Genomic DNA, 18310 nt, shown 5'->3' with positions numbered 1-18310 from the left:
GAGGGGTCCGGTGGATATTGAGTTCTCACTGGCGATGCCACGGGACGCAATCGGCATCCCGATGGTCCGCCGGGTGGTGGGAGACGCGCTGCGGTCTCTCGGGGTGACCGAGGAGTGCGTGTCCGACATACTCCTGGCCACATCCGAGGCGTGCGCCAACGCGGTGCGGCATGGTGGTCCCGCCAACCGCTACGAGGTCATGGCCACCATTGGCAACGGCCGCTGTGAGTTGCGCGTCGCCGACGAAGGCGAGGGGCTGCACATGATCCCCCGCCAGTACCCGCCGGCGGAGACCGAGAACGGCCGGGGCATCCTGATCATGCGCGCCGTCGTGGACGATCTCTCGTTCGACATCACGCCCGGGCGCGGCACGACCGTGCGCCTGTCCAAGGAACTCGACTGGGACGAGGACGCCATCGCCCACCACCTCACTCTCGATCGCCACCTCGCCGGGGTCTGAGGACCCCGGCTCCCCATCACGCCGGGCTCCGAGCCCGGCGTGACAGGTGATCGGAAGTGGGCCTCCACAGGGGAAGCCGATTTGGCGGCTCCGATACCCTGAGGTGTACCGCCACAGACCGCCGTCCGGCCAGATGACGGTGGCGTCCGGCTAGGCGGGGACCCTTGGAGGGAAAACTGTCATGAGCGCTGCCCGGGTGGGCGTCGTCACCTTCCCCGGAACACTCGACGACCAGGACGCCGCGCGAGCCGTACGGCTGGCCGGAGCGGAGGCGGTGCCCCTGTGGCACGCCGATCACGACCTCAAGGGAGTCGACGCCGTCTTCCTGCCGGGCGGGTTCTCCTACGGCGACTATCTTCGCTGCGGGGCGATCTCCCGGTTCTCCCCTCTCATGACCGAGCTGATCCCGGCCGCCCAGGGCGGGCTGCCCGTGCTCGGCACCTGCAACGGCTTCCAGATCCTCTGCGAGGCGCACCTGCTGCCGGGCGCGCTGACCCGCAACGAGGGCCTCCACTACATCTGCCGCGACCAGCGCATCCGCGTGGAGAGCACGCGTACGGCGTGGACGGCGGACTTCGCGGACGGCCAGGAGATCGTGCTGCCGATCAAGCACGGCGAGGGCCGTTACGTGGCCGATGCGGCGACGCTGGCGGCGCTGGAGGGTGAGGGCCGGGTGGTCTTCCGCTACGCGGGCGGCAACCCGAACGGCTCGCTCAACGACATCGCCGGGATCACCAACGAGGCCGGGAACATCGTCGGCCTCATGCCCCACCCGGAGCACGCGGTCGAGGACCTGACCGGCGCGCCGAGCGTGGACGGCCGCGGTTTCTTCACCTCGATCCTGAAGCGGCTGGTGAACGCGTGATGACCGGGAGCGATCCCGACGCAGTGAGCGGAGTGGCGGGCCGAGGCACGAGGGACGCCGCGGAGCGAACGAGGAGCGGTGAGCGACCAATGAACACCGACAGTGTGAGGCGCGCGCAGGAGACGCCGGACGAGCGTCAGCCGTACGCCGAGCTGGGCATGAAGGACGACGAGTACCAGCGCGTACGCGAGATCCTCGGACGCCGGCCGACCAGCTCCGAGCTGGCGATCTACTCGGTGATGTGGAGCGAGCACTGCTCCTACAAGTCGTCCAAGGTGCATCTGCGGCAGTTCGGGACCAAGGCGCCCAAGTCGGAGGCCCTGCTCGTCGGCATGGGCGAGAACGCCGGCGTGGTCGACATCGGCGACGGCTGGGCCGCCACCTTCAAGATCGAGTCGCACAACCACCCGTCGTACGTCGAGCCGCACCAGGGCGCCGCGACCGGCGTCGGCGGCATCGTGCGCGACATCATGTCGATGGGCGCCCGGCCGGTCGCGGTCATGGACTCGCTGCGCTTCGGCGGGGCCGACCAGCCCGACACGCGCCGCGTGCTGCCGGGCGTGGTCGAGGGCATCAGCCACTACGGCAACTGCCTCGGCCTGCCCAACATCGGCGGCGAGGTCGTCTTCGACCCCTGCTACATCGGCAACCCGCTGGTCAACGCGCTGTGCGTCGGCCTGCTGCGCAAGGACCAGATCAAGCTGGCCACCGCGCCCGGCCCCGGCAACAAGGTCGTGCTGTTCGGCGCCAGGACCGGCGCGGACGGCATCGGCGGCGCGTCGGTGCTGGCGTCGGCCACCTTCGAGGACGAGTCGCAGGCCAAGCGGCCCGCCGTACAGGTCGGCGACCCGTTCATGGAGAAGCTGCTCATCGAGTGCTGCCTGGAGCTGTACCAGGCGGACGTGGTCGTCGGCATCCAGGACCTCGGCGCGGCCGGGGTGTCCTGCGCCACGACCGAACTGGCCGCCAAGGGCACCGGCGGCATGGAGGTGAACCTCAACCTCGTCCCGCTGCGCGATCCCACGCTGCGGCCCGAGGAGATCCTGATGAGCGAGTCGCAGGAGCGCATGATGGCGGTCGTCACGCCCGACGACATCGCGGCCTTCATGGCGATCTGCGACAAGTGGGACGTCCCGGCGACCGTGATCGGCGAGGTCACCGACACCGGCAGGCTCGTGATGACGTGGGACGGCGAGGTCATCGTCGACATCCCGCCGGGCACGGCCGCCGACGAGGGCCCGGTCTACGAGCGCCCGTTCCACGAGCCCGCCGGGCAGGCGGCGCTCAACGCCGACGGTCCCGAGCGCCTGCCGAGGCCCGAGGACCTGCGGGAGACCCTGCTCACCCTGCTCGGCTCTCCCAACCTCGGGTCCAAGGAGTGGGTGACCTCCCAGTACGACCGATACGTCCGGGGCAACACGGTGCTGGCCCAGCCCGCCGACTCCGGCATGCTGCGCATCTCCGAGGCCATGCCGGGCGCGCAGGAGACCACGCGTGGCATCGCGCTCGCCACCGACGGCAACGGCCGCTACGCCAAGCTCGATCCGTACACGGGGGCCCAGCTCGCGCTGGCGGAGGCGTACCGCAACGTGGCGGTGACCGGCGCGAAGCCGCTGGCCGTCACCAACTGCCTCAACTTCGGCTCGCCGGAGGACCCTGAGGTCATGTGGCAGTTCTCCGAGGCCGTACGCGGGCTCGCCGACGCCTGCCGGACCCTGGGTGTGCCGGTGACCGGCGGCAACGTGTCGTTCTACAACCAGACCGGCTCGACCGCGATCAACCCCACGCCGGTGGTCGGCGTGCTCGGCGTGATCGACGACGTCGCGCAGCGGGTCAGGCCCGGCTTCACGGCTCCCGGCCTGCGCGTCCTCCTGCTGGGCGAGACCCGCGAGGAGTTCGGCGGCTCGGAGTGGGCGCACGTCGTCCACGGCCACCTGGGCGGCCTGCCACCGCAGGCGGACCTGGAGGCCGAGCGCGGCCTGGCGGCGGTGCTGACCGAGGCGGCGGCCCGCGGGCTGCTGGAGGGCTCGCACGACCTGTCCGACGGCGGTCTCGCGGTCGCCCTGGCGGAGTCGTGCCTGGCTCAGGGCGTCGGCTGCACGGTGACCCTGCCGGGCGAGGACGCCTTCGTCGAGCTGTTCAGCGAGTCGGCCGCGCGGGCGCTGGTGTGCGTGCGGCCCGAGGCGTTCGACGCCCTCGCCGACCTGTGCGCCCGCCACGAGGTCCCCTGCTCCGGGCTCGGCCTCACCGGCGGTTCCGCGCTCACGGTGGAGGGCGTCCTCGACGTCCCGGTCGAGGAGCTCCGCGAGGTCCACACCTCCGCGCTGCCTCGCATCTTCGGCTGATTCCGAGTGGGCGAAGGCCCTTCCGGACGGATCGTCCGGAAGGGCCTTCTCATGTCAGGCGACCGGCGGCCGCCCTTCCGGGAGGGGGTGTCGGAAGGGCCTGCTCGCCTTTCGCGTGCCGTCAGACGGCGTTGACGTGGCAGGTGGCGGTCATCGTCGTGGACGGGTCGCTCTCGGAGGTGGCCGTGAGCTTCACCGTGGCGTGACGGCTGCCGCCCGCGGACTGCTGGGCGAAGACCGTGACGGTCTCCTTGCCGCCGAAGTCCACGGCCGCGAGGGCGTTGGGCGTGATCGTGGTCCAGCCGTTCCCTTCGACCTCGGCCTTCAGCCGGTAGACGTCACTGTTCAGGTACGCGCTGACGTCCTCGGGGTGCTGCCCCTGGGCGGAGGCGGCCTTGCCGGTGTTGAACAGCGGGAAGCTGCACATCGACACTCCCTTCTGGGCGGCGGGGACGCCGGCGCCCGGAAGCAGCTTCACGCCCCGCTTCTGCGGGCCGGCTCCGTCGAGGGACTTGATCGCCACCGTGTACGACAGGGTCCCCTTGGCGTCGCGCTGCACGTCTGTCACGTAGAAGTGCAGGCGGTTGGCCTGGTCGACGTACTCGTACTCGCTGCCGGAGTCGGTGCCCGCGTGGAAGAGGGCGTCGGCGAGCTGCCGGTAGTCGCCGATCGTGATCGGGACCTTGGTGCCGTCGGGCAGCACGTAGTCGGTCATGTTGATGTCCTGCGGGTTGGCGTCGATCACCCACTCGAACGGCGCCCGGTCCTGGTTCTTCGTCTTGGCCAGGAGCACGCCGGAGTCGGGGGTGAAGGAGTCGCTGCCGATCCGGTCGACGACCTCGACGGTGTAGTTGTCGTAGCTGCCGCCGTCGCAGAGCGGGTCGGTCCGCTGGCTGCACGACCCGGTGGACTTGTCACCGGTGTCGAAGGAGATGTTGACGCCGGTCAGCCCGCCCTCGCCCGGCTGGATCTCGCGTGCGGTCACCTTGGCGACCACCAGGCCGGAGTCGCGGAGCGCCTCGCGCGACAGGCGCAGGACGTTGTCCTCGTCGACCATGCCCAGCTTGATCTTGTTGCGCAGCATGTGCTGGGCGCCCATCGACGCGCCCGCCGTGGGCGGGATCAGCCAGCGGCTGTGCGGGCCGCCGGGACCGTTGAAGCTGCCGCGGCTGAGCATCTCCCAGATGCCGGTGTAGGCCCGGACCGGCGGGTTGCCGTACGGGTTGTTGTAGTTGTCCAGGACACCGAGGATGTGGCTGAACTCGTGGGCGAAGACCCCCTGGCCGGAGCTCTCGGCCTGAACCGAGTCGACGCCGATGTTCGCGTTGGGCCAGAACGTCGAGCCGGCGGCCCAGGACGTCCATTCCACATAGCGGGTCTTGGACCAGTTGGGCAGGTTCGGGTCCGGCGGCCCGAAGTCGTCGGTGACGGCCTCCTTGGTGGGGAACTTCATCATGCCGAACTCCTGCCAGGTCGACGACTCGTCCTGGCCGGCGCTCAGATAGAAGACGAAGTCGAACTGGGAGGCGACGTCCTTGCCGACGTCGGCGAGCCAGGCGGCGTTGCCGTCGGCGCGCAGGTTCTTGTTGCAGCTGTCCCCCGCCGGGCAGGCGTCGCGCTGGTACTCCATCGCGTACTCGTGCGACTTGCCCGGCATGCGGTACGGACCGAACGCGGTGAGTTCGACACCGTACCGGCCGCCGGAGTCCTCCATCCAGTATTCGTGCAGGGTGTGGCCCTTGTTGAGCTGGTTCGGGGTGTTGAGGAAGTCCTGGTAGAACTTGGCGACCTTGTCACGCGGGATGTCGTGGGCCTCGGCGCTGGGGTTGCCGAAGACCGTCGAGTTCTGCGGCTGGGTGACCACGAACTGCTGGTTGGGGTAGTCCACCAGCACCAGCGCGCCCTTGAAGGTGCGCGTGGAACCCTTGGTGGCGGGGTTCGCCCAGTCGGTGCCCGGGATCTTCTTGTAGTCCGCCCACGTCATGTGGTCGGGGTTCTTCCAGTTCTGCGGATCGATCGGCGCGACGACCCGGGACGCGCGGCCGTGCAGAGCCTGAGCCTCGTCCGGCTCGTCGCGCTGCCAGGGCTGGATCTGGGGCCAGTGGTCACGACGCCAGGGGAGATCGGGGTCTCCGCCGGGGGCCGCGGAGGCGGGAGCCGCCGTCCACGCGAGCGGGGCGAGCGCGATGGCCGCCAGTATGCCCGGGAACAGCGTTTTTGAGAGTTTCACGAATTATGACGCTATAGAGACTATTGACGCAGATCATCGGTCACTTGTAGGGAAGACCAGCGGGCCCTTCTCCTACATATGTCGAAGCGTCCAGGTGGAGGCCGAGTGGTGGATCTGCAGCGAATCGTGGACGACCTCGCCCTTCGCCTCGAAAGACCTCTGCTGCTCGAGGACGGCCGCCAGCGCGTCGTCGCCTACAGCGAGCAGGACGGGCCCATGGACGACGTCCGCCGCCACTCGATCCTGCGCCGCCACACCACGCCCGACGTGCGCGACTTCCTGCGTACCGCGGGCATCCACGAGGCGACCAAGCCGCTGCGCACGCCCGGCGCCCCGGAGCTGGGGCTGCTGCCGCGGGTCTGCGTCCCCGTACGGCACGACGGCCTGCCGCTCGGCTTCCTCTGGTTCATCGACGCGGCCCCGGCCATGACCGAGCCGGAGATCGCGGTCGCGGCGGAGGCCGCGCCCACTCTGGCCCTGACCCTGTTCCACGAGAGCCTGGCCTCCGAGCTCGCCTCGCGCCGCGAACTGGAGGCCGTCACCGGCCTGCTGCAGCGCGAGCCCGACGCCGGCAGGACCCTGATCGAGGCGGGCGCGTTTCCCCCCGGCATGCCCGTGACCGTGGCGGTCGCCAGGCCCGTGCACGGCGGGGCCGACGAAACCCTGCGGCTGACGCTTGAGCGTGGGCTGCTGGCCCTGCGGCGGCGCCTGGCCAGGCACCATCCCCTGCACCTGGTCCGCTACGACCACGCCGTACTGCTCACCGCGGGCACCCGCGCCTTCGCCGAGGAGATGCACGCGGCTCTCGGGACGCCGGTCCTGGTCGGGATCGGCTCGCCGCGCCCCTCGCTCTCCCTCGCGGCCGAGTCGTACGAGGAGGCGTTGCACGCCGCCGAGGTCGTCGCGAAGGTGCCGGAGTTCGGGCGCTCGGCGGAGTGGGGCCGCCTCGGCGTCTACCGCATGCTGTCCGGAGTGCCGCACGGCAACCTCCACCCGGGGCTGGCACGGCTGCTGGACGAGGCCCAGCACCGGCCGCTGCTGGAGACGCTGGAGATCTACCTCGACCTCGCCGGCAACGCCCAAGCCGTCTCTCGCCGGCTCCGCCTGCACCGTACGTCGCTCTACTACCGGCTTCGCCGGGTCGAGGAGCTGGCGGAGACCGACCTCAGGGACGGCGAGGAACGGCTGAGCCTGCATCTCAGCCTCAAACTCGCCCGCCTCTCCGGCCGCTACCGCCCCTCCCCCCTCCCGGTCCAGGCCGAGAGCCCCGACCAATGACGTTCGCTTAGATATTCGCTGGTTTGCGGGCGATGAGGTACGCCTGAGGGGTTCGCTCGAACTCGCGGCGCTCTGTCGTCACGTGCGCGACCACCGGCAGGCCCGCCTCGGCCAGCATCGTGGCCGCCCGGTCCGGCGACAGGCGGTGGAAGTCGAGCGCGACCTGCCGGCCGAACACCTCCGCCGCGTGGAAGGACTCGTCACCGACCTGGAAGGCGAGTAGCAGATGCCCGCCCGGGGCCAGCACACGGTGGAATTCGGCCAGCACCGCCGGCTGCCGCTCGGGCGGAGTGTGAATGATCGAGTACCAGGCGACGACACCGCCGAGGGCCTCGCCGGCGATGTCCAGGGCCGCCATCGCCCCCTCCTCAAACCGCAGGCCCGGATGGTCGCGCCTGGCCACCGCGATCATTCCCGGCGACAGGTCGACACCGAAGACGTCCAGGCCGAGTGAGTGCAGGTGTGCCGTGATCCGGCCGGGCCCGCAGCCGACGTCGGCCACCGGCCCCGGAACGCCCGACGCCCGAACGATCTCGGCGTACACGGCGAGCATCGCGCGCTCGAACGGCTTGTCGTTCAACTGATGACGAAAGCGATCGGCGTAGTCCGCGGCGATCGCGTCGTAGGCCGCCCTGGCGGCCTGCACGTACGAGGGCTCGGTCATGATCGGACACCTTAGGCTCCGGAACCGCCGACCGCCCCCGGGACCGACGAAGGCCCTTCCGGTAACCCCTCCGGAAGGGCCTTCGCAGTGCCGTACGCCAACGCCTCATCGCGTACGGCAAGCAGGGGCGGCGCGTCCGCGGAGCCCCACGGACTCCAGCGGCACGCCCTTACGAGATCTTGGTGCAGATGGCGTAGACGAGGCCGTTCCCCTCGCCGTCGCTCGCCAGCTCGACCCTCCAGCCGTTGCCGCTCATGTAGCTGCCTGTGACGGTCCTACTCGAATTGATCTTGTAGCCGCCACCGGTGACCGTCTCTCCCGCCGCGCAGGAGACGGATGCGCTGTTCCCCGAGATGAACTGACTCGCCATGCGCGAGGTCAGCGTGGGGGCGCCGCCGGAGCCACCCTGGTCCTTGAGCCACTTGAGGAAGTCGGCCTCGTCCTTGGCACTACAGGTGCCCTTGTTCCAGATATCGCAGGCGCTCTTGCCGTCCTGGCCCGGGGCGCCGTCCTTCCCGTCCTTACCGTCCTGACCCGGAGCGCCGTTCTTGCCGTCCTTACCGTCCTGGCCGGGTTCGCCCTTTTCGCCCTTTTCGCCCTGGAGGCCCTGAGGACCGGCGGCACCCTGTGGACCGGCGGCACCCTGTGGACCGGCGGGACCCTGCGGACCGGCAGGACCCTGCGGACCGGCGGGACCCTGCGGTCCGGCCTGGTTCCACGACACCTTGGTCTCGGTCGTCTTGCACGCCGCGGTGTCGTCGACCAGACGCATGTCACCCGTGGTCTTGTGCGCACAGGCATAAAGCACGACGTCACTCGCCGACGAAGCGGTGGCCGCACCACCCAGGACAAGGACCGATCCAGCCAGAGCACCAGCCGTCATCAGGCCGATCGTGCGTCCACCCGGCAACTTGATAGCCACGGAACTTCCCTTTCTGAGGCACACGAACTGCGTGGGCACAGAGGTTGTACGTATAAAACACGCATTACGAAATATGCCGGTTGTCACACCCAACGTCACGTATGCGCATCTCCGCTACCAGTGAGTCCGAGTGGTCAAGAAATGGGCCGGACGCGAGCATGGCGGAGCCCCCACGAATCCCACCGCCTCGCCGGCCACGTCACATGCAGAGCACGTAGACCGTGCCGTTGGCGTTCTTGCCGGAGACCTGCCAGCCGAGCGGCTTGCTGTTCAGGAAGTACGGGCTGCTGACCCAGAACTGCCCGCTGGTGCTGCCGGAGGCGTTGTAGCCGCCGCCCGTGGCGATCCCCTTCTCACACATGACGATCTTGGTGCCGCCGCTGCCGCCGAAGTTGAAGCTGTCGGACTTGTAGGTGGCGCTGCCCGCGCCGCCGGAGCCAGAGCCGCCCGACTCACCCGGGTCGCCCTTGTCGCCCTTCTCACCCTTGAGCGACGCGAGGAACTGCGCGACCGTCTTGCCGCTGTTGCCCGGCTGCGCCTTCCAGATCTCGTAGGCGCTCTTTCCGTCCTCGCCATCCTTGCCGTCCCTGCCGTCGGCACCCTTGGGGCCTTGCGGACCGGCGGGACCGCGCTCGCCGTCCTTGCCGTCCTTGCCCGGCTTGCCGTCCTCGCCCGGAAGGCCGCGAGGACCGGTGTCGCCCTTGTCGCCGTCCTTGCCGTCGGCGCCCTTGGGACCCTGCGGACCGGTGTCGCCCTTGGGGCCCTGCGGGCCGCGCAGACCCTGAGGACCACGAAGACCCTGCGGACCCGCGGGACCCTGCGGACCGGTACCGCCGATGCCCACCGGACCCTGTGGACCGGTCCTGTTCCACGACACCTTGGTCTCGGTCGTCTTACACGTCGTCGTGGCATTCACCAGCCGCATGTACCGCGTGCTCTTGTTCACACACGCGTAGAAGGCGGCGTCACTCGCCGACGAAGCGGTGGCCGCACCACCCAGAACCAGGACCGATCCAGCCAGAGCACCAGCCGTCATCAGGCCGATGGTGCGTCCACCCGGCAACTTGATAGCCACGGGACTTCCCTTTCTGAGGCACACGAAGTGCGCGGAATACAGAAGTTACGCACGTGATTCACGCGCCATGGCATATGTGGGTTGTCATGCCAAACATCACGTATGCGCATCTCCGCTATTCGTAAGCCCGGACGGTCAAGAACGTTCCAATCCGTCGTCGGCCGATGCGGCACCCCCGCGCCCGGTGAGCGGGTCCTGAGACATTCAGGACGTACGGCGTACGTCAAAATCGACGGCATGCCCGACATCCCCCAAGAGCCAGGTTCAGCCGACCATGCGAAGGCCCTCCGGTACGCCTGGAGGGTCTGCTCCGTCACCGGGCTCGGTCTCGTGCTCATCGGGCTCAGCTCGAGCACCTTGAACGTCGCCCTCCCCGCGGTCGTACGGCACTTCGACGCCGGGCCGCTGGCGTCGAGCTGGATCCTGCTCGCGCATCTGCTGATCAGCACCGCGACGCTGGTGTTCTTCGGCCGCGTCGCGGACCTGCTCGGCAGGCGGGAGGTCTACCTCGTCGGGTTCGCCCTGTTCACGGGCGCGTCGCTGCTCGCCGGGATCGCGCCCCACGTCGGGGTGCTCATCGCCCTGCGGGCACTCCAGGGGCTCGGCGCGGCCATGATCCTGGCCAACGGCACGGTGATCGTCACCGCCGCCTTCCCGCCCGATCGGCTCAGCCAGGGGATGGGCGTCTACATGGCCACGCTCTCGGTGGCCCAGCTCGCCGGGCCGACCCTCGGCGGCCTGATCGCGGACACGCTCGGCTGGCGGTGGATCTTCTGGATCAACGTCCCGGCGGGGGTGGTCGCGCTCGTCTGGGGCGCGGCGGTGCTGCGGAAGGTCCCGGCCGGTCCCCGGCAGTCCGTGGACGCGCTGGGCAACCTGATCGTGTTCGCCGCTCTGTCGGCCGTGCTGATCGCGATCAGCCAGGGCGAGCCGTTGCCCGGCGTGGCCGCCGCCGCACTCGTCCCCGCGCTGTTCGCGGTGGAGCGCAGGGCGCGCAACCCGGTGCTGAACCTCACGCTGTTCGGCGGGCGCATGCTGCTGTACGCCAATCTGGCGTCGTTCGCCAACGCGCTGGCGCGCTCGTCGCTGATCCTGCTCGCCGGGCTCTACTTCCAGGCCGCGCGCGGGGCCGACGCGCTGGCCGCCGGGATGGGCGTGCTGCCGGTCCCGGTGGGCATGACCATCGCCTCTCCCCTGGCCGGCACGCTGGGCCGCCGGGTGAGCCCGTACGCGCTGTCGGTGGGCGGGTGCGTGCTCACGGCCTCGGGGCTGCTCGTCCTCGCGCTCTCGGCCGGCCCGGCCACGCCCTACTGGCTGATCGGGATCGGGCTCTTCGTGTGCGGGTGCGGCAGCGGCGCCTTCCTGACCGGCAACACCACCCAGGTCATGAGCGCGCTGCCGGAGGAGAGCCGCGGCGTGGTGAACGGCTTCCGCCTGATGGTCATGAACGTCGGCGTCGTGCTCAGCGTGGCGACGACGCTGAGCGTGCTGACCGCCTCGGTGGCGCCGGCGCTGCGCGACCAGGTCTACGCGGGGACGCTGTCACAGGTGTCCCCGGTCGCGCTGCGGCAGCTCATGGCCGGGTTCCGCACCACCTATCTTGTGCTGTTCTGCGTCGCGCTGTTCGGGGTCCTCTTCGCGGCCATGGCCTCGACCCCGGACATCAGGAGATCCAGACCGAACGCGTAGTAGGCGTCGAGGTCGGGCTCCCCCTCCATCGTCTTGGCGTACTCCACGATGCGGGGGAACTCGTCGGCGGGGAGCCGTTCCAGGGCCAGCCGCTTCTGCCGGCGCAACTCGGCCGCCTCCGCTGCGGTGAACGCGCCGGGGCAGCCGGGCTCGTTGTCGACCAGGGCCATCGCGCCGTGCAGCAGGTATGTGGAGACGGCGTAGCCCTCGCTCAGGGTGAAACCTCCCTGGGAGAGCAGGTCGAGCGCGGTGTCGGTCGCGCGGCTGAAGCTCGGGAGCTCCTGCTTCTCGACCATCGCGAACAGGCCCGGCATGTACCGGTGCCGCCGCATCACCCCGACCAGTGCCTCGACCATCGCCCGCAGCCGCATGTTCCACGTCGCGGCCGGGTCGAACTCGGCGGTGACCTCGGCCAGCAGGTGGTCGGCGACGCAGACGAGCAACTGGTCCTTGTTCTTGACATGCCAGTAGAGAGCCATCGGCGTCACCCCGAGCTCCTGGGCGAGCCGCCGCACCGTGACCGACTCCAGGCTCTCGGCGTCGGCCAGCTCGACGGCCTTCTCGACCAGACTCAGGCGGCTCAGCCGCTCCGCGTTCGCCATGGCCCGCAGCCTCCCTACCTCCTCGGCACTTGACAACTATACGCCGTACAAGGTCTCCTATGCACCGTACATGTACGCCGTACATGTACCTCGTACAAGAGGAGGACGCATGTCCGGACGGTGGTGGGCGCTCGTCGCGGTGGCGCTCGCGACTTTCATGACCTATTTGGACAACAACGTGGTCAACGTGGCCCTGCCGACGATCCAGCGGGACCTGGCGCTGACGATCTCCGGTCTGGAGTGGATCGTGAGCGCGTACATCCTGGTGTTCGCGGGCCTGCTGCTCGCCGGCGGACGCCTGGCGGACGTCTTCGGCCCCCGGACGGCGTTCTTCGGCGGCCTGGCGGTCTTCACGCTCGCGTCGGTGGCGGCGGGCCTCGCCGGGAGCCAGGAGACGCTGATCGCGGCGCGGGCGGTGCAGGGGCTCGGCGCGGCGCTGGTGACACCGTCGACGCTGGCCCTGCTGCCGCGGATCTTCCCCGATCCGCGCGAGCGGGCGACGGCCGTCGGCATCTGGAGCGCGGTCGGCGCCCTGGCCCTCGCGATCGGCCCGCTCACCGGCGGGTTCCTCAGCGAGAACGCCGACTGGGGCTGGATCTTCCTGATCAACCTGCCGATCGGCGTGGTCGCGGCCGTGATCGGCCTGCGCTCGATCAGGGTCGAGCGGGCCTCGTCCGGGCGGGCGTCCCTCGACCTGCCGGGCCTGGTCACCTCCGCCGTGGCGCTGTTCGCCCTCACCTACGCGCTCATCGAGGGCGAGTCGCGTGGGTGGACCTCGGCGCCGATCATCGGGGCGTTCGCGGTCTTCGCTGTGGCCGCCGTCGCGTTCCTGGTCGTCGAGTCCCGTACGGCGCAGCCGATGATCGACCTCACGCTGTTCCGTGAGCGGGTCTTCAGCGGCGGCCTGCTGTCGATGGGGCTGTGGTCGTTCGGCGTCTTCGGCATCTACTTCTTCACCGCGCTCTACCTGCAGAGCGCGCTCGGGTTTTCCCCGACGGCGGCGGGCGCGGGCTTCGTGCCGATGGCGCTGCTCATGGCGGTGATCGCGAGCGTCTCACCGCGGATCGCCGAGCGCTTCGGCAGCGCGGGCACGGTCGCCGTCGGACTCGGCCTGATGGCGGTGGCCATCGGCGGGCTGTCGAGCGCGGGCGAGGGCTCCCACTACGGCGACCTCATCCCCTGGTTCCTGCTGTACGGCGCGGGCGCCGGCCTGCTCGTCCCGCTGACCAACGTGGTGCTGAACGCGATGCCCCCCGCGAGGGCGGGCGTGGCCTCGGGCGTGCTCAACGTCTCCCGGGAGGTCTTCGGCCTGCTCGGCATCACGATCCTGGGCGCGATCCTGAGCGCCAGGCAGAGCGCGGTCGGCGGCGCTCCGCTGCACGCCTTCCTGGAGGCGTACCGGTTCACGCTGGTGATCGCGGCGGCGATCGTGCTGGTCGGCGTCCCGGTCAGTGTCTACGCCCTGCGCCGCACCCGGGCCGCCGCCGCCTCCGCCGAGCCCAGCGAACCCGCCGTGGCCGAGCCCGTCGCCTGACTCCCGGAGCTCAGGGCAACGGAGCTCAGCGCAACAGGGCTCAGCGCAACAGGGCTCAGCGCAACAGGGTTCAGGGCAGCAGGGCGCCGGCCCGCTTGACGGTGCGGATCACCGGGGCGGTCTCCACCTCGCGCACTCCGTCCAGCGTCGCAACCCGCTCCGTCAGGTAGCGGTAGAGGGCCCGGGTGTCCCGGCAGGTCACCCCGGCCATCAGGTTGGTGGGGCCGGTGGTGGCGGCCACCACATCGGCCTCGGCGTGCCCGGCCATGGCCGCGCCGACCGTGATCAGCGCCCGTGGCTCGACCTTCATCCACAACCAGGCCTCGGCCTTGTAGCCGAGCGCCCGGGCGGGGATCTCGACGTCGAAGCGCAACGCGCCGCCGGCGCACAGCTGCTCCAGCCGGCGGCGGGCCGTGGTCTGCGAACATCCGGCAGCCGCCGCCAGTTCGCCGAAGCCGGCCCGGCCGTCCCGGGCCAGCACCCGCAGCAGGGCACGGTCCTCGTCGTCCAGGCTGATCTCGTGCTCGTGCTCGTCCACGTGATCCGGGCGCAGGCGTGCGGCCTGCTCGTCCGAGAGCGCGACGGTCCGGCTGCGCCATCCGGCGAACATGTGCAGCGTGGCGTGCGCCGACATCGAGACGACGCGCGGCGTCTTGGGGAGCTTCTTCAGCAGCAGGTCGTCGCCCTCCCCGCCGCCCTGGACGCCGCAGGCGATCTCGGTGCCGCCGGACAGCAGGCGCACCCAGACGGTGTCCTCACGCCGGGCCAGCGCCTCGGCCACCGGCCCGGCGGCGTCCGGTGTGCACACCAGGCGCACCGCCCAGGCGGTCTGCCCGAAGCGGGTGCCGTCGAGCATGCCGACCACCCGCAGGAGCCCCTGAGAGCGCAGCCTGCGATAGCGGCGCGCGATGGTGTGCTCGGAGGTTCCGACGACCTCGGCGATCCGGCGGAAGGAAGCCCGGCCGTCGATCTGAAGCGCGTGCACCAGGGCACGATCGAGGTCGTCCAGCAAGCTGCTTTTCTCCATATTTCATGATTCCATGCGATTTTTCGCCGAAAAGTTGCCGCCGGTCTGCGGGCGACGCAGGTGAGAAGTGATCGTGAGCGCATGAGCACTTACCTGGTTTTCGGCGGCACGGGAAACGTCGGCCGGCGGGTCGTGGAGCGGCTCGCCCGGGCGGGCGCCGCCGTACGGGCGACCAGCCGCCGCCCGCGGACCGCAGGCCTCCCCACGGGCGTCGAGGTGGTCACTCCGGACCTGGACGCGCCCGGCGCCCTTGACGGTGTCGAGGCGGCGTTCCTGATGTGGCCGTTCCATTCGGCCGAACCCGCCCGGCCCCTCGTCGACGCGCTCAAGCGCCGCATCCGCCGGGTCGTCTTCATGACCGGTGGCGACGCACGCCCGGGTGTGGCCCCGGAGCTGCAGCCCACCGCGGTCGCCCGCTGGCATGCCACTGTGGAACACCTGATCGAGCAGTCCGGCATGGAGTGGACGATCCTGAGTCCCAGCGCCTTCATGGCCAACACCCTGTGGTGGAGCGAGCAGATCAAGGCCGGCGACGTCGTGCGAGGCGCCTACGGGCAACTGAAGACGGTGCCGATCCACGAGGACGACATCGCGGCGGTGGCCGTACACGCCCTGACGGAGGACGGGCACGCCGGGCGCCGGTACACGCTCACCGGACCCGAGGTCCTCACCCAGGAAGAGCAGGTGCGGATCATCGGCGAGGCGCTCGGGCGGCCGCTGCGCTGGCACGAGCTGACGCGGGAGGAGGAACGCGCCAGGCTGCTGGCCGATCCCGGCTTTCCCGACGACTTCGTGGACGAACTCCTCGGCGGATACGCCACGCTGATCGCCGCCCCGTCACCCGCCGTCACCACTGCCGTGCCCGACATCACCGGCACTCCGGCCACGCCACTGTCGGCGTGGGCCGCCGAGCACGCGGCCGGCTTCGGCGGTGAGCCGCGATGAGAGTGATCGTCATCGGGGCCGGTCTCGGCGGCCTGGCCCTGGCCAACGGACTACGCGGGACCGGAATCGACGTGGCCGTCTACGAACGCGACGCCTCGCCCGTGATCCGTGGGCAGGGATACCGTCTCCATCTCGGCGACGTGGGCATCGACGCGCTGACATCCGTACTCGCGCCGGAGCGCTCGGCCGTGTTCCTGGCCGCCGCCCACACGCCCGATCCGCGGTTCGTCCGTCTCGACCCGGCACTGCGGGTGCTGGAAGAGCACGATTTCGGCGGCCGGCACCTGTCGGTCGACCGGCAGGAGTTGCGTGACATCCTGCTGGCCGACGTGCAGGGGCTGATCACCTTTGGCAAGCGCCTCACCGCCTTCCAGACGGAGGGCGAGCATGTGACCGCGCGCTTCGACGACGGCACCACCGTCACCGGCGAGGTGCTGGTGGGCGCCGACGGCGTGGGCTCCGCCGTCCGCCGGCAGCATCTGCCCCACGCCCGCGTCGTCGGCACCGGCCTCACCCAGCTGTACGGCAAGATCCCGCGGGAGTCGGCCGAGGACCTGGACCACGTGTTCAGCGCGGTCACCGGGCCCGGCCACCGTGTGGTGGGCATCGCCCACACGCGCGACTACGCCACCCTCTCCTTCAGCGCCCGCACCGAAGAGCTGCCGCCGGAGCCGCACCTCATGACTCAGCGGCAGCTCGGATCCCTCGTCATGGAGATGACGTCCGGCTGGCATCCCCGCATCCGCCGGGTGCTCGCCGACTGGCGGGAGATCTTCCCGCTGGTGCTGCGTACCAGCGTTCCGATCGCCCCCTGGGACACCACGCGCGTCACGCTGCTCGGCGACGCGGCCCACGCGATGAGCCCGGCGGGGGGAGCCGGGGCCAACCTCGCCCTCCGGGATGCCGCGAGCCTCGCCGCCGCTCTCACCGGTGGCCGTCCCCTGATCCCGGCACTGCGTTCGTACGAGCGCGAGATGATCGACTGCGGATTCGCCGCGGTCCGCGCCTCCGCCGCCAACGGCGCTCGGATCCTCGGCCAGGACCCGCTCCCAAGCTGAGTCCCCCGTACGGCTCCGCGCCGAGCCGTACGGGATGCCCTATTCCTTGATCACGTTGTCGCGCGAACCGCCGGCGTAGAGCGGGTTCCAGTCAAGGTGCTCCCTGGTGACGAGCAGGCGGATCAGTCTGGGCTTCCGGGTGGACTCCTCCGCCTCCCAGACGGTCCAGTCCTTCCCGACGGGGATGTCCTGCCGTTGCGGATCGATGCCGAACCCGCCGAGGTTCCGCGGGTTGGGATCGATGATCAGATACGTGACCTTCAGGCCGCGCTTCTCGATCTCCGGCACGACCTCGCCCACCGTCTTCCCGTCCACCCGGTATCCGGCGAGCGAGCGGCCCTTCGTCGTCGCCATGCGATAAGCGAAGAGCTCCGGCTCGCTCGTCCTCTTGGGGGTGTCGTCGGGCACGAGCACGCACGGCTTCACCGGGTCGTTCATGAGGATCGTGCTGGTGCCGGTCTGCCCGTCGGGCAGGGCCGTGAGGGTCCAGACGAAGGTCTGTCCGGGCTTGAACAGCGTGGTGTCGATCCGCATCTGCCAGCCCTCCTTCTCCCCGGGGATGTTCGTCGGAGGGTCGTAGAGGCCCTGGGGGATGTCCTTCACGTAGGCGGCGCGCGGCTCCCGGCACTTCTTTCCCGGAGGCGCGTAGTCGACGATGGCGGGGACCCCCAGGTCACGCAGCTGCTTCGTCAGCCCGGCGACGTCGCGGAAGTCGCGGACCTTGACCCACACGACCCCGTGGGAGTCCTTGGTAACGGCATAAGAAGGCGTGGTGAGGGCTCCGTCGTCGAGCAGGCTCGGGCCGACGACGATGCCCGCGGCGGCCACGGCGGCGGCCGCCAGTCCCAGAGCCAGCCGGCGTGGGCCGCGACGCCTCGCACGCGCCGGTACGGCCACGCCGCCGCCGGGCGGCTCGGCCGTGATCGAGGCCAGCAACGCCCGCGCCCCCGCGTCGGACGGGCGGCCACCCGGCGTTCCCGGTTCGACCCGGGCCAGCGGTCCGATCATCGCCTCGATGTCCTTCACAGCGACCTCCCCGCCGGCGCCAGCCGGCTGCGTGACGTGAGATGGACGCCCGCCTCGGCGAGCGCGCGGGAAAAGCGCCGTCGGGCGCGGTAGAGCCGGATGCGTACGGCGTTGCGCGACAGGCCGAGCGCCGTGGCGATCTCCTCGCGGCCCAGCCCCTCCCAGGCGACCAGCGACAACAGCTCGCGGTCGTCGTCGGACAGGCCCAGGAACGCCTCGCCGATCGCGGACACCTCGACCCGGCTCTCGGGGGAGTCGCCGTACAGGTCGGTCAGCTCGGCGTCGAGCCGGGCACTGCGGGCCTGGCGGCGTACCTCACCCCTGCGGTGGTTGGCCACCACGTTGCGGGCCACGCCGTACAGCCACAGGACGGCCTCGTCCCCCTCCGGTAAGTCGTCCATCCGCCGCCAGGCGACGGTGTAGACCTCGGCCACCACGTCGGCCGCGTCCTGAGGCGAGTCGCACCGGCGCGCGGCGTACGCCGTGAGCCGGCCGTACGTCTCCCGGTAGACGGCCTCGAACCTGGCCGACGGTTCGTCATCCACGGGCGGTTCCCATGATCGTTCCCCTTGTCGGGTGCTCCTACGTAC

The 18310-nt window shown here is 70.4% G+C and carries 16 protein-coding genes; 8 read left to right on the top strand and 8 right to left on the bottom strand.

Going from position 1 to position 18310, the window contains the following annotated elements; translation table 11 throughout:
* Positions 1-10: 10 nt before the first annotated feature.
* The 3 genes from IL992_RS17565 to purL all read left to right on the top strand — a co-directional run bounded on the left by IL992_RS17565 (position 11) and on the right by purL (position 3670).
* Positions 11-460, top strand: coding sequence for an ATP-binding protein (locus tag IL992_RS17565; RefSeq protein WP_079315171.1), 450 nt, complete (start codon positions 11-13; stop codon positions 458-460).
* Positions 461-641: 181 nt separating this feature from the next.
* Complete coding sequence (gene purQ, locus IL992_RS17560; protein ID WP_193204401.1) at positions 642-1325, top strand: phosphoribosylformylglycinamidine synthase subunit PurQ; 684 nt, start codon at positions 642-644, stop codon at positions 1323-1325.
* Positions 1326-1414: 89 nt separating this feature from the next.
* A complete protein-coding gene (gene purL, locus IL992_RS17555; RefSeq protein WP_193204400.1) occupies positions 1415-3670 on the top strand; it encodes a phosphoribosylformylglycinamidine synthase subunit PurL in 2256 nt (751 codons plus the stop codon).
* A gap of 121 nt (positions 3671-3791) precedes the next feature.
* On the opposite strand, the gene IL992_RS17550 is transcribed toward purL, so the two are convergent.
* The gene (locus tag IL992_RS17550; protein ID WP_193204399.1) at positions 3792-5900 is read right to left on the bottom strand and encodes a M6 family metalloprotease domain-containing protein; all 2109 of its coding nucleotides are present in this window, start codon (positions 5898-5900) and stop codon (positions 3792-3794) included.
* A gap of 108 nt (positions 5901-6008) precedes the next feature.
* Between IL992_RS17550 and IL992_RS17545 the strand changes: the two genes are divergently transcribed.
* Complete coding sequence (locus IL992_RS17545) at positions 6009-7178, top strand: PucR family transcriptional regulator (RefSeq protein ID WP_193204398.1); 1170 nt, start codon at positions 6009-6011, stop codon at positions 7176-7178.
* A 7-nt stretch (positions 7179-7185) separates the two neighbouring features.
* Here the strand turns inward: IL992_RS17545 and IL992_RS17540 are convergent, their stop codons facing one another.
* The 3 genes from IL992_RS17540 to IL992_RS17530 form a co-directional block, all read right to left on the bottom strand.
* Positions 7186-7842, bottom strand: coding sequence for a class I SAM-dependent methyltransferase (locus IL992_RS17540; RefSeq protein WP_193204397.1), 657 nt, complete (start codon positions 7840-7842; stop codon positions 7186-7188).
* A gap of 169 nt (positions 7843-8011) precedes the next feature.
* Positions 8012-8764 (bottom strand): collagen-like protein, encoded by a 753-nt coding sequence (locus IL992_RS46280; RefSeq protein WP_226873162.1) that lies wholly within the window; start codon positions 8762-8764, stop codon positions 8012-8014.
* A 199-nt stretch (positions 8765-8963) separates the two neighbouring features.
* A complete protein-coding gene (locus tag IL992_RS17530; protein ID WP_193204396.1) occupies positions 8964-9800 on the bottom strand; it encodes a collagen-like domain-containing protein in 837 nt (278 codons plus the stop codon).
* A gap of 276 nt (positions 9801-10076) precedes the next feature.
* On the opposite strand from IL992_RS17530, the gene IL992_RS17525 reads away from it, so the two are divergent.
* Positions 10077-11528, top strand: coding sequence for an MFS transporter (locus IL992_RS17525; protein WP_193204395.1), 1452 nt, complete (start codon positions 10077-10079; stop codon positions 11526-11528).
* On the opposite strand, the gene IL992_RS17520 is transcribed toward IL992_RS17525, so the two are convergent.
* On the bottom strand, positions 11435-12130 hold the full coding sequence (locus IL992_RS17520) for a TetR family transcriptional regulator (RefSeq protein WP_193204394.1): 696 nt from the start codon (positions 12128-12130) through the stop codon (positions 11435-11437). The two genes, IL992_RS17525 and IL992_RS17520, sit on opposite strands and share 94 nt — an antisense overlap.
* Before the next feature lie 109 nt (positions 12131-12239).
* Between IL992_RS17520 and IL992_RS17515 the strand changes: the two genes are divergently transcribed.
* Positions 12240-13664 carry an MFS transporter gene (locus IL992_RS17515; RefSeq protein ID WP_193204393.1) on the top strand — a complete coding sequence of 475 codons (1425 nt, stop codon included), beginning with the start codon at positions 12240-12242 and terminating at the stop codon, positions 13662-13664.
* Positions 13665-13734: 70 nt separating this feature from the next.
* On the opposite strand, the gene IL992_RS17510 is transcribed toward IL992_RS17515, so the two are convergent.
* The gene (locus IL992_RS17510) at positions 13735-14691 is read right to left on the bottom strand and encodes an Lrp/AsnC family transcriptional regulator (protein ID WP_193204392.1); all 957 of its coding nucleotides are present in this window, start codon (positions 14689-14691) and stop codon (positions 13735-13737) included.
* A gap of 81 nt (positions 14692-14772) precedes the next feature.
* On the opposite strand from IL992_RS17510, the gene IL992_RS17505 reads away from it, so the two are divergent.
* Both IL992_RS17505 and IL992_RS17500 read left to right on the top strand, forming a co-directional pair.
* Positions 14773-15636 (top strand): NAD(P)H-binding protein, encoded by an 864-nt coding sequence (locus IL992_RS17505; RefSeq protein WP_193204391.1) that lies wholly within the window; start codon positions 14773-14775, stop codon positions 15634-15636.
* Entirely contained in the window at positions 15633-16694 is a 1062-nt protein-coding gene (locus IL992_RS17500) for an FAD-dependent oxidoreductase (RefSeq protein WP_193204390.1), read from the top strand. Before IL992_RS17505 ends, IL992_RS17500 begins: the two co-directional genes overlap by 4 nt.
* A 39-nt stretch (positions 16695-16733) precedes the next feature.
* Here the strand turns inward: IL992_RS17500 and IL992_RS17495 are convergent, their stop codons facing one another.
* Positions 16734-17720 carry a hypothetical protein gene (locus IL992_RS17495; protein WP_193204389.1) on the bottom strand — a complete coding sequence of 329 codons (987 nt, stop codon included), beginning with the start codon at positions 17718-17720 and terminating at the stop codon, positions 16734-16736.
* Complete coding sequence (locus tag IL992_RS17490; protein ID WP_193204388.1) at positions 17717-18265, bottom strand: RNA polymerase sigma factor; 549 nt, start codon at positions 18263-18265, stop codon at positions 17717-17719. Before IL992_RS17490 ends, IL992_RS17495 begins: the two co-directional genes overlap by 4 nt.
* Between the last annotated feature and the right edge of the window lie 45 nt (positions 18266-18310).

Source organism: Microbispora sitophila, assembly GCF_014892245.1.
Lineage (GTDB): Bacteria > Actinomycetota > Actinomycetes > Streptosporangiales > Streptosporangiaceae > Microbispora > Microbispora siamensis.
This window is presented reverse-complemented; position numbering and strand designations above follow the sequence as displayed.

What these genes read in the sequence shown, in the direction of transcription:
- purQ (WP_193204401.1), top strand. Translation starts at nt 642, where the DNA reads ATGAGCGCTGCCCGGGTGGGCGTCGTCACCTTCCCCGGAACACTCGAC.
- purL (WP_193204400.1), top strand. Translation starts at nt 1,415, where the DNA reads ATGAACACCGACAGTGTGAGGCGCGCGCAGGAGACGCCGGACGAGCGT.
- IL992_RS17540 (WP_193204397.1), bottom strand. Translation starts at nt 7,842, where the DNA reads ATGACCGAGCCCTCGTACGTGCAGGCCGCCAGGGCGGCCTACGACGCG.
- IL992_RS17530 (WP_193204396.1), bottom strand. Translation starts at nt 9,800, where the DNA reads ATGACGGCTGGTGCTCTGGCTGGATCGGTCCTGGTTCTGGGTGGTGCG.
- IL992_RS17525 (WP_193204395.1), top strand. Translation starts at nt 10,077, where the DNA reads ATGCCCGACATCCCCCAAGAGCCAGGTTCAGCCGACCATGCGAAGGCC.
- IL992_RS17520 (WP_193204394.1), bottom strand. Translation starts at nt 12,130, where the DNA reads ATGGCGAACGCGGAGCGGCTGAGCCGCCTGAGTCTGGTCGAGAAGGCC.
- IL992_RS17515 (WP_193204393.1), top strand. Translation starts at nt 12,240, where the DNA reads ATGTCCGGACGGTGGTGGGCGCTCGTCGCGGTGGCGCTCGCGACTTTC.
- IL992_RS17510 (WP_193204392.1), bottom strand. Translation starts at nt 14,691, where the DNA reads ATGGAGAAAAGCAGCTTGCTGGACGACCTCGATCGTGCCCTGGTGCAC.
- IL992_RS17505 (WP_193204391.1), top strand. Translation starts at nt 14,773, where the DNA reads ATGAGCACTTACCTGGTTTTCGGCGGCACGGGAAACGTCGGCCGGCGG.
- IL992_RS17500 (WP_193204390.1), top strand. Translation starts at nt 15,633, where the DNA reads ATGAGAGTGATCGTCATCGGGGCCGGTCTCGGCGGCCTGGCCCTGGCC.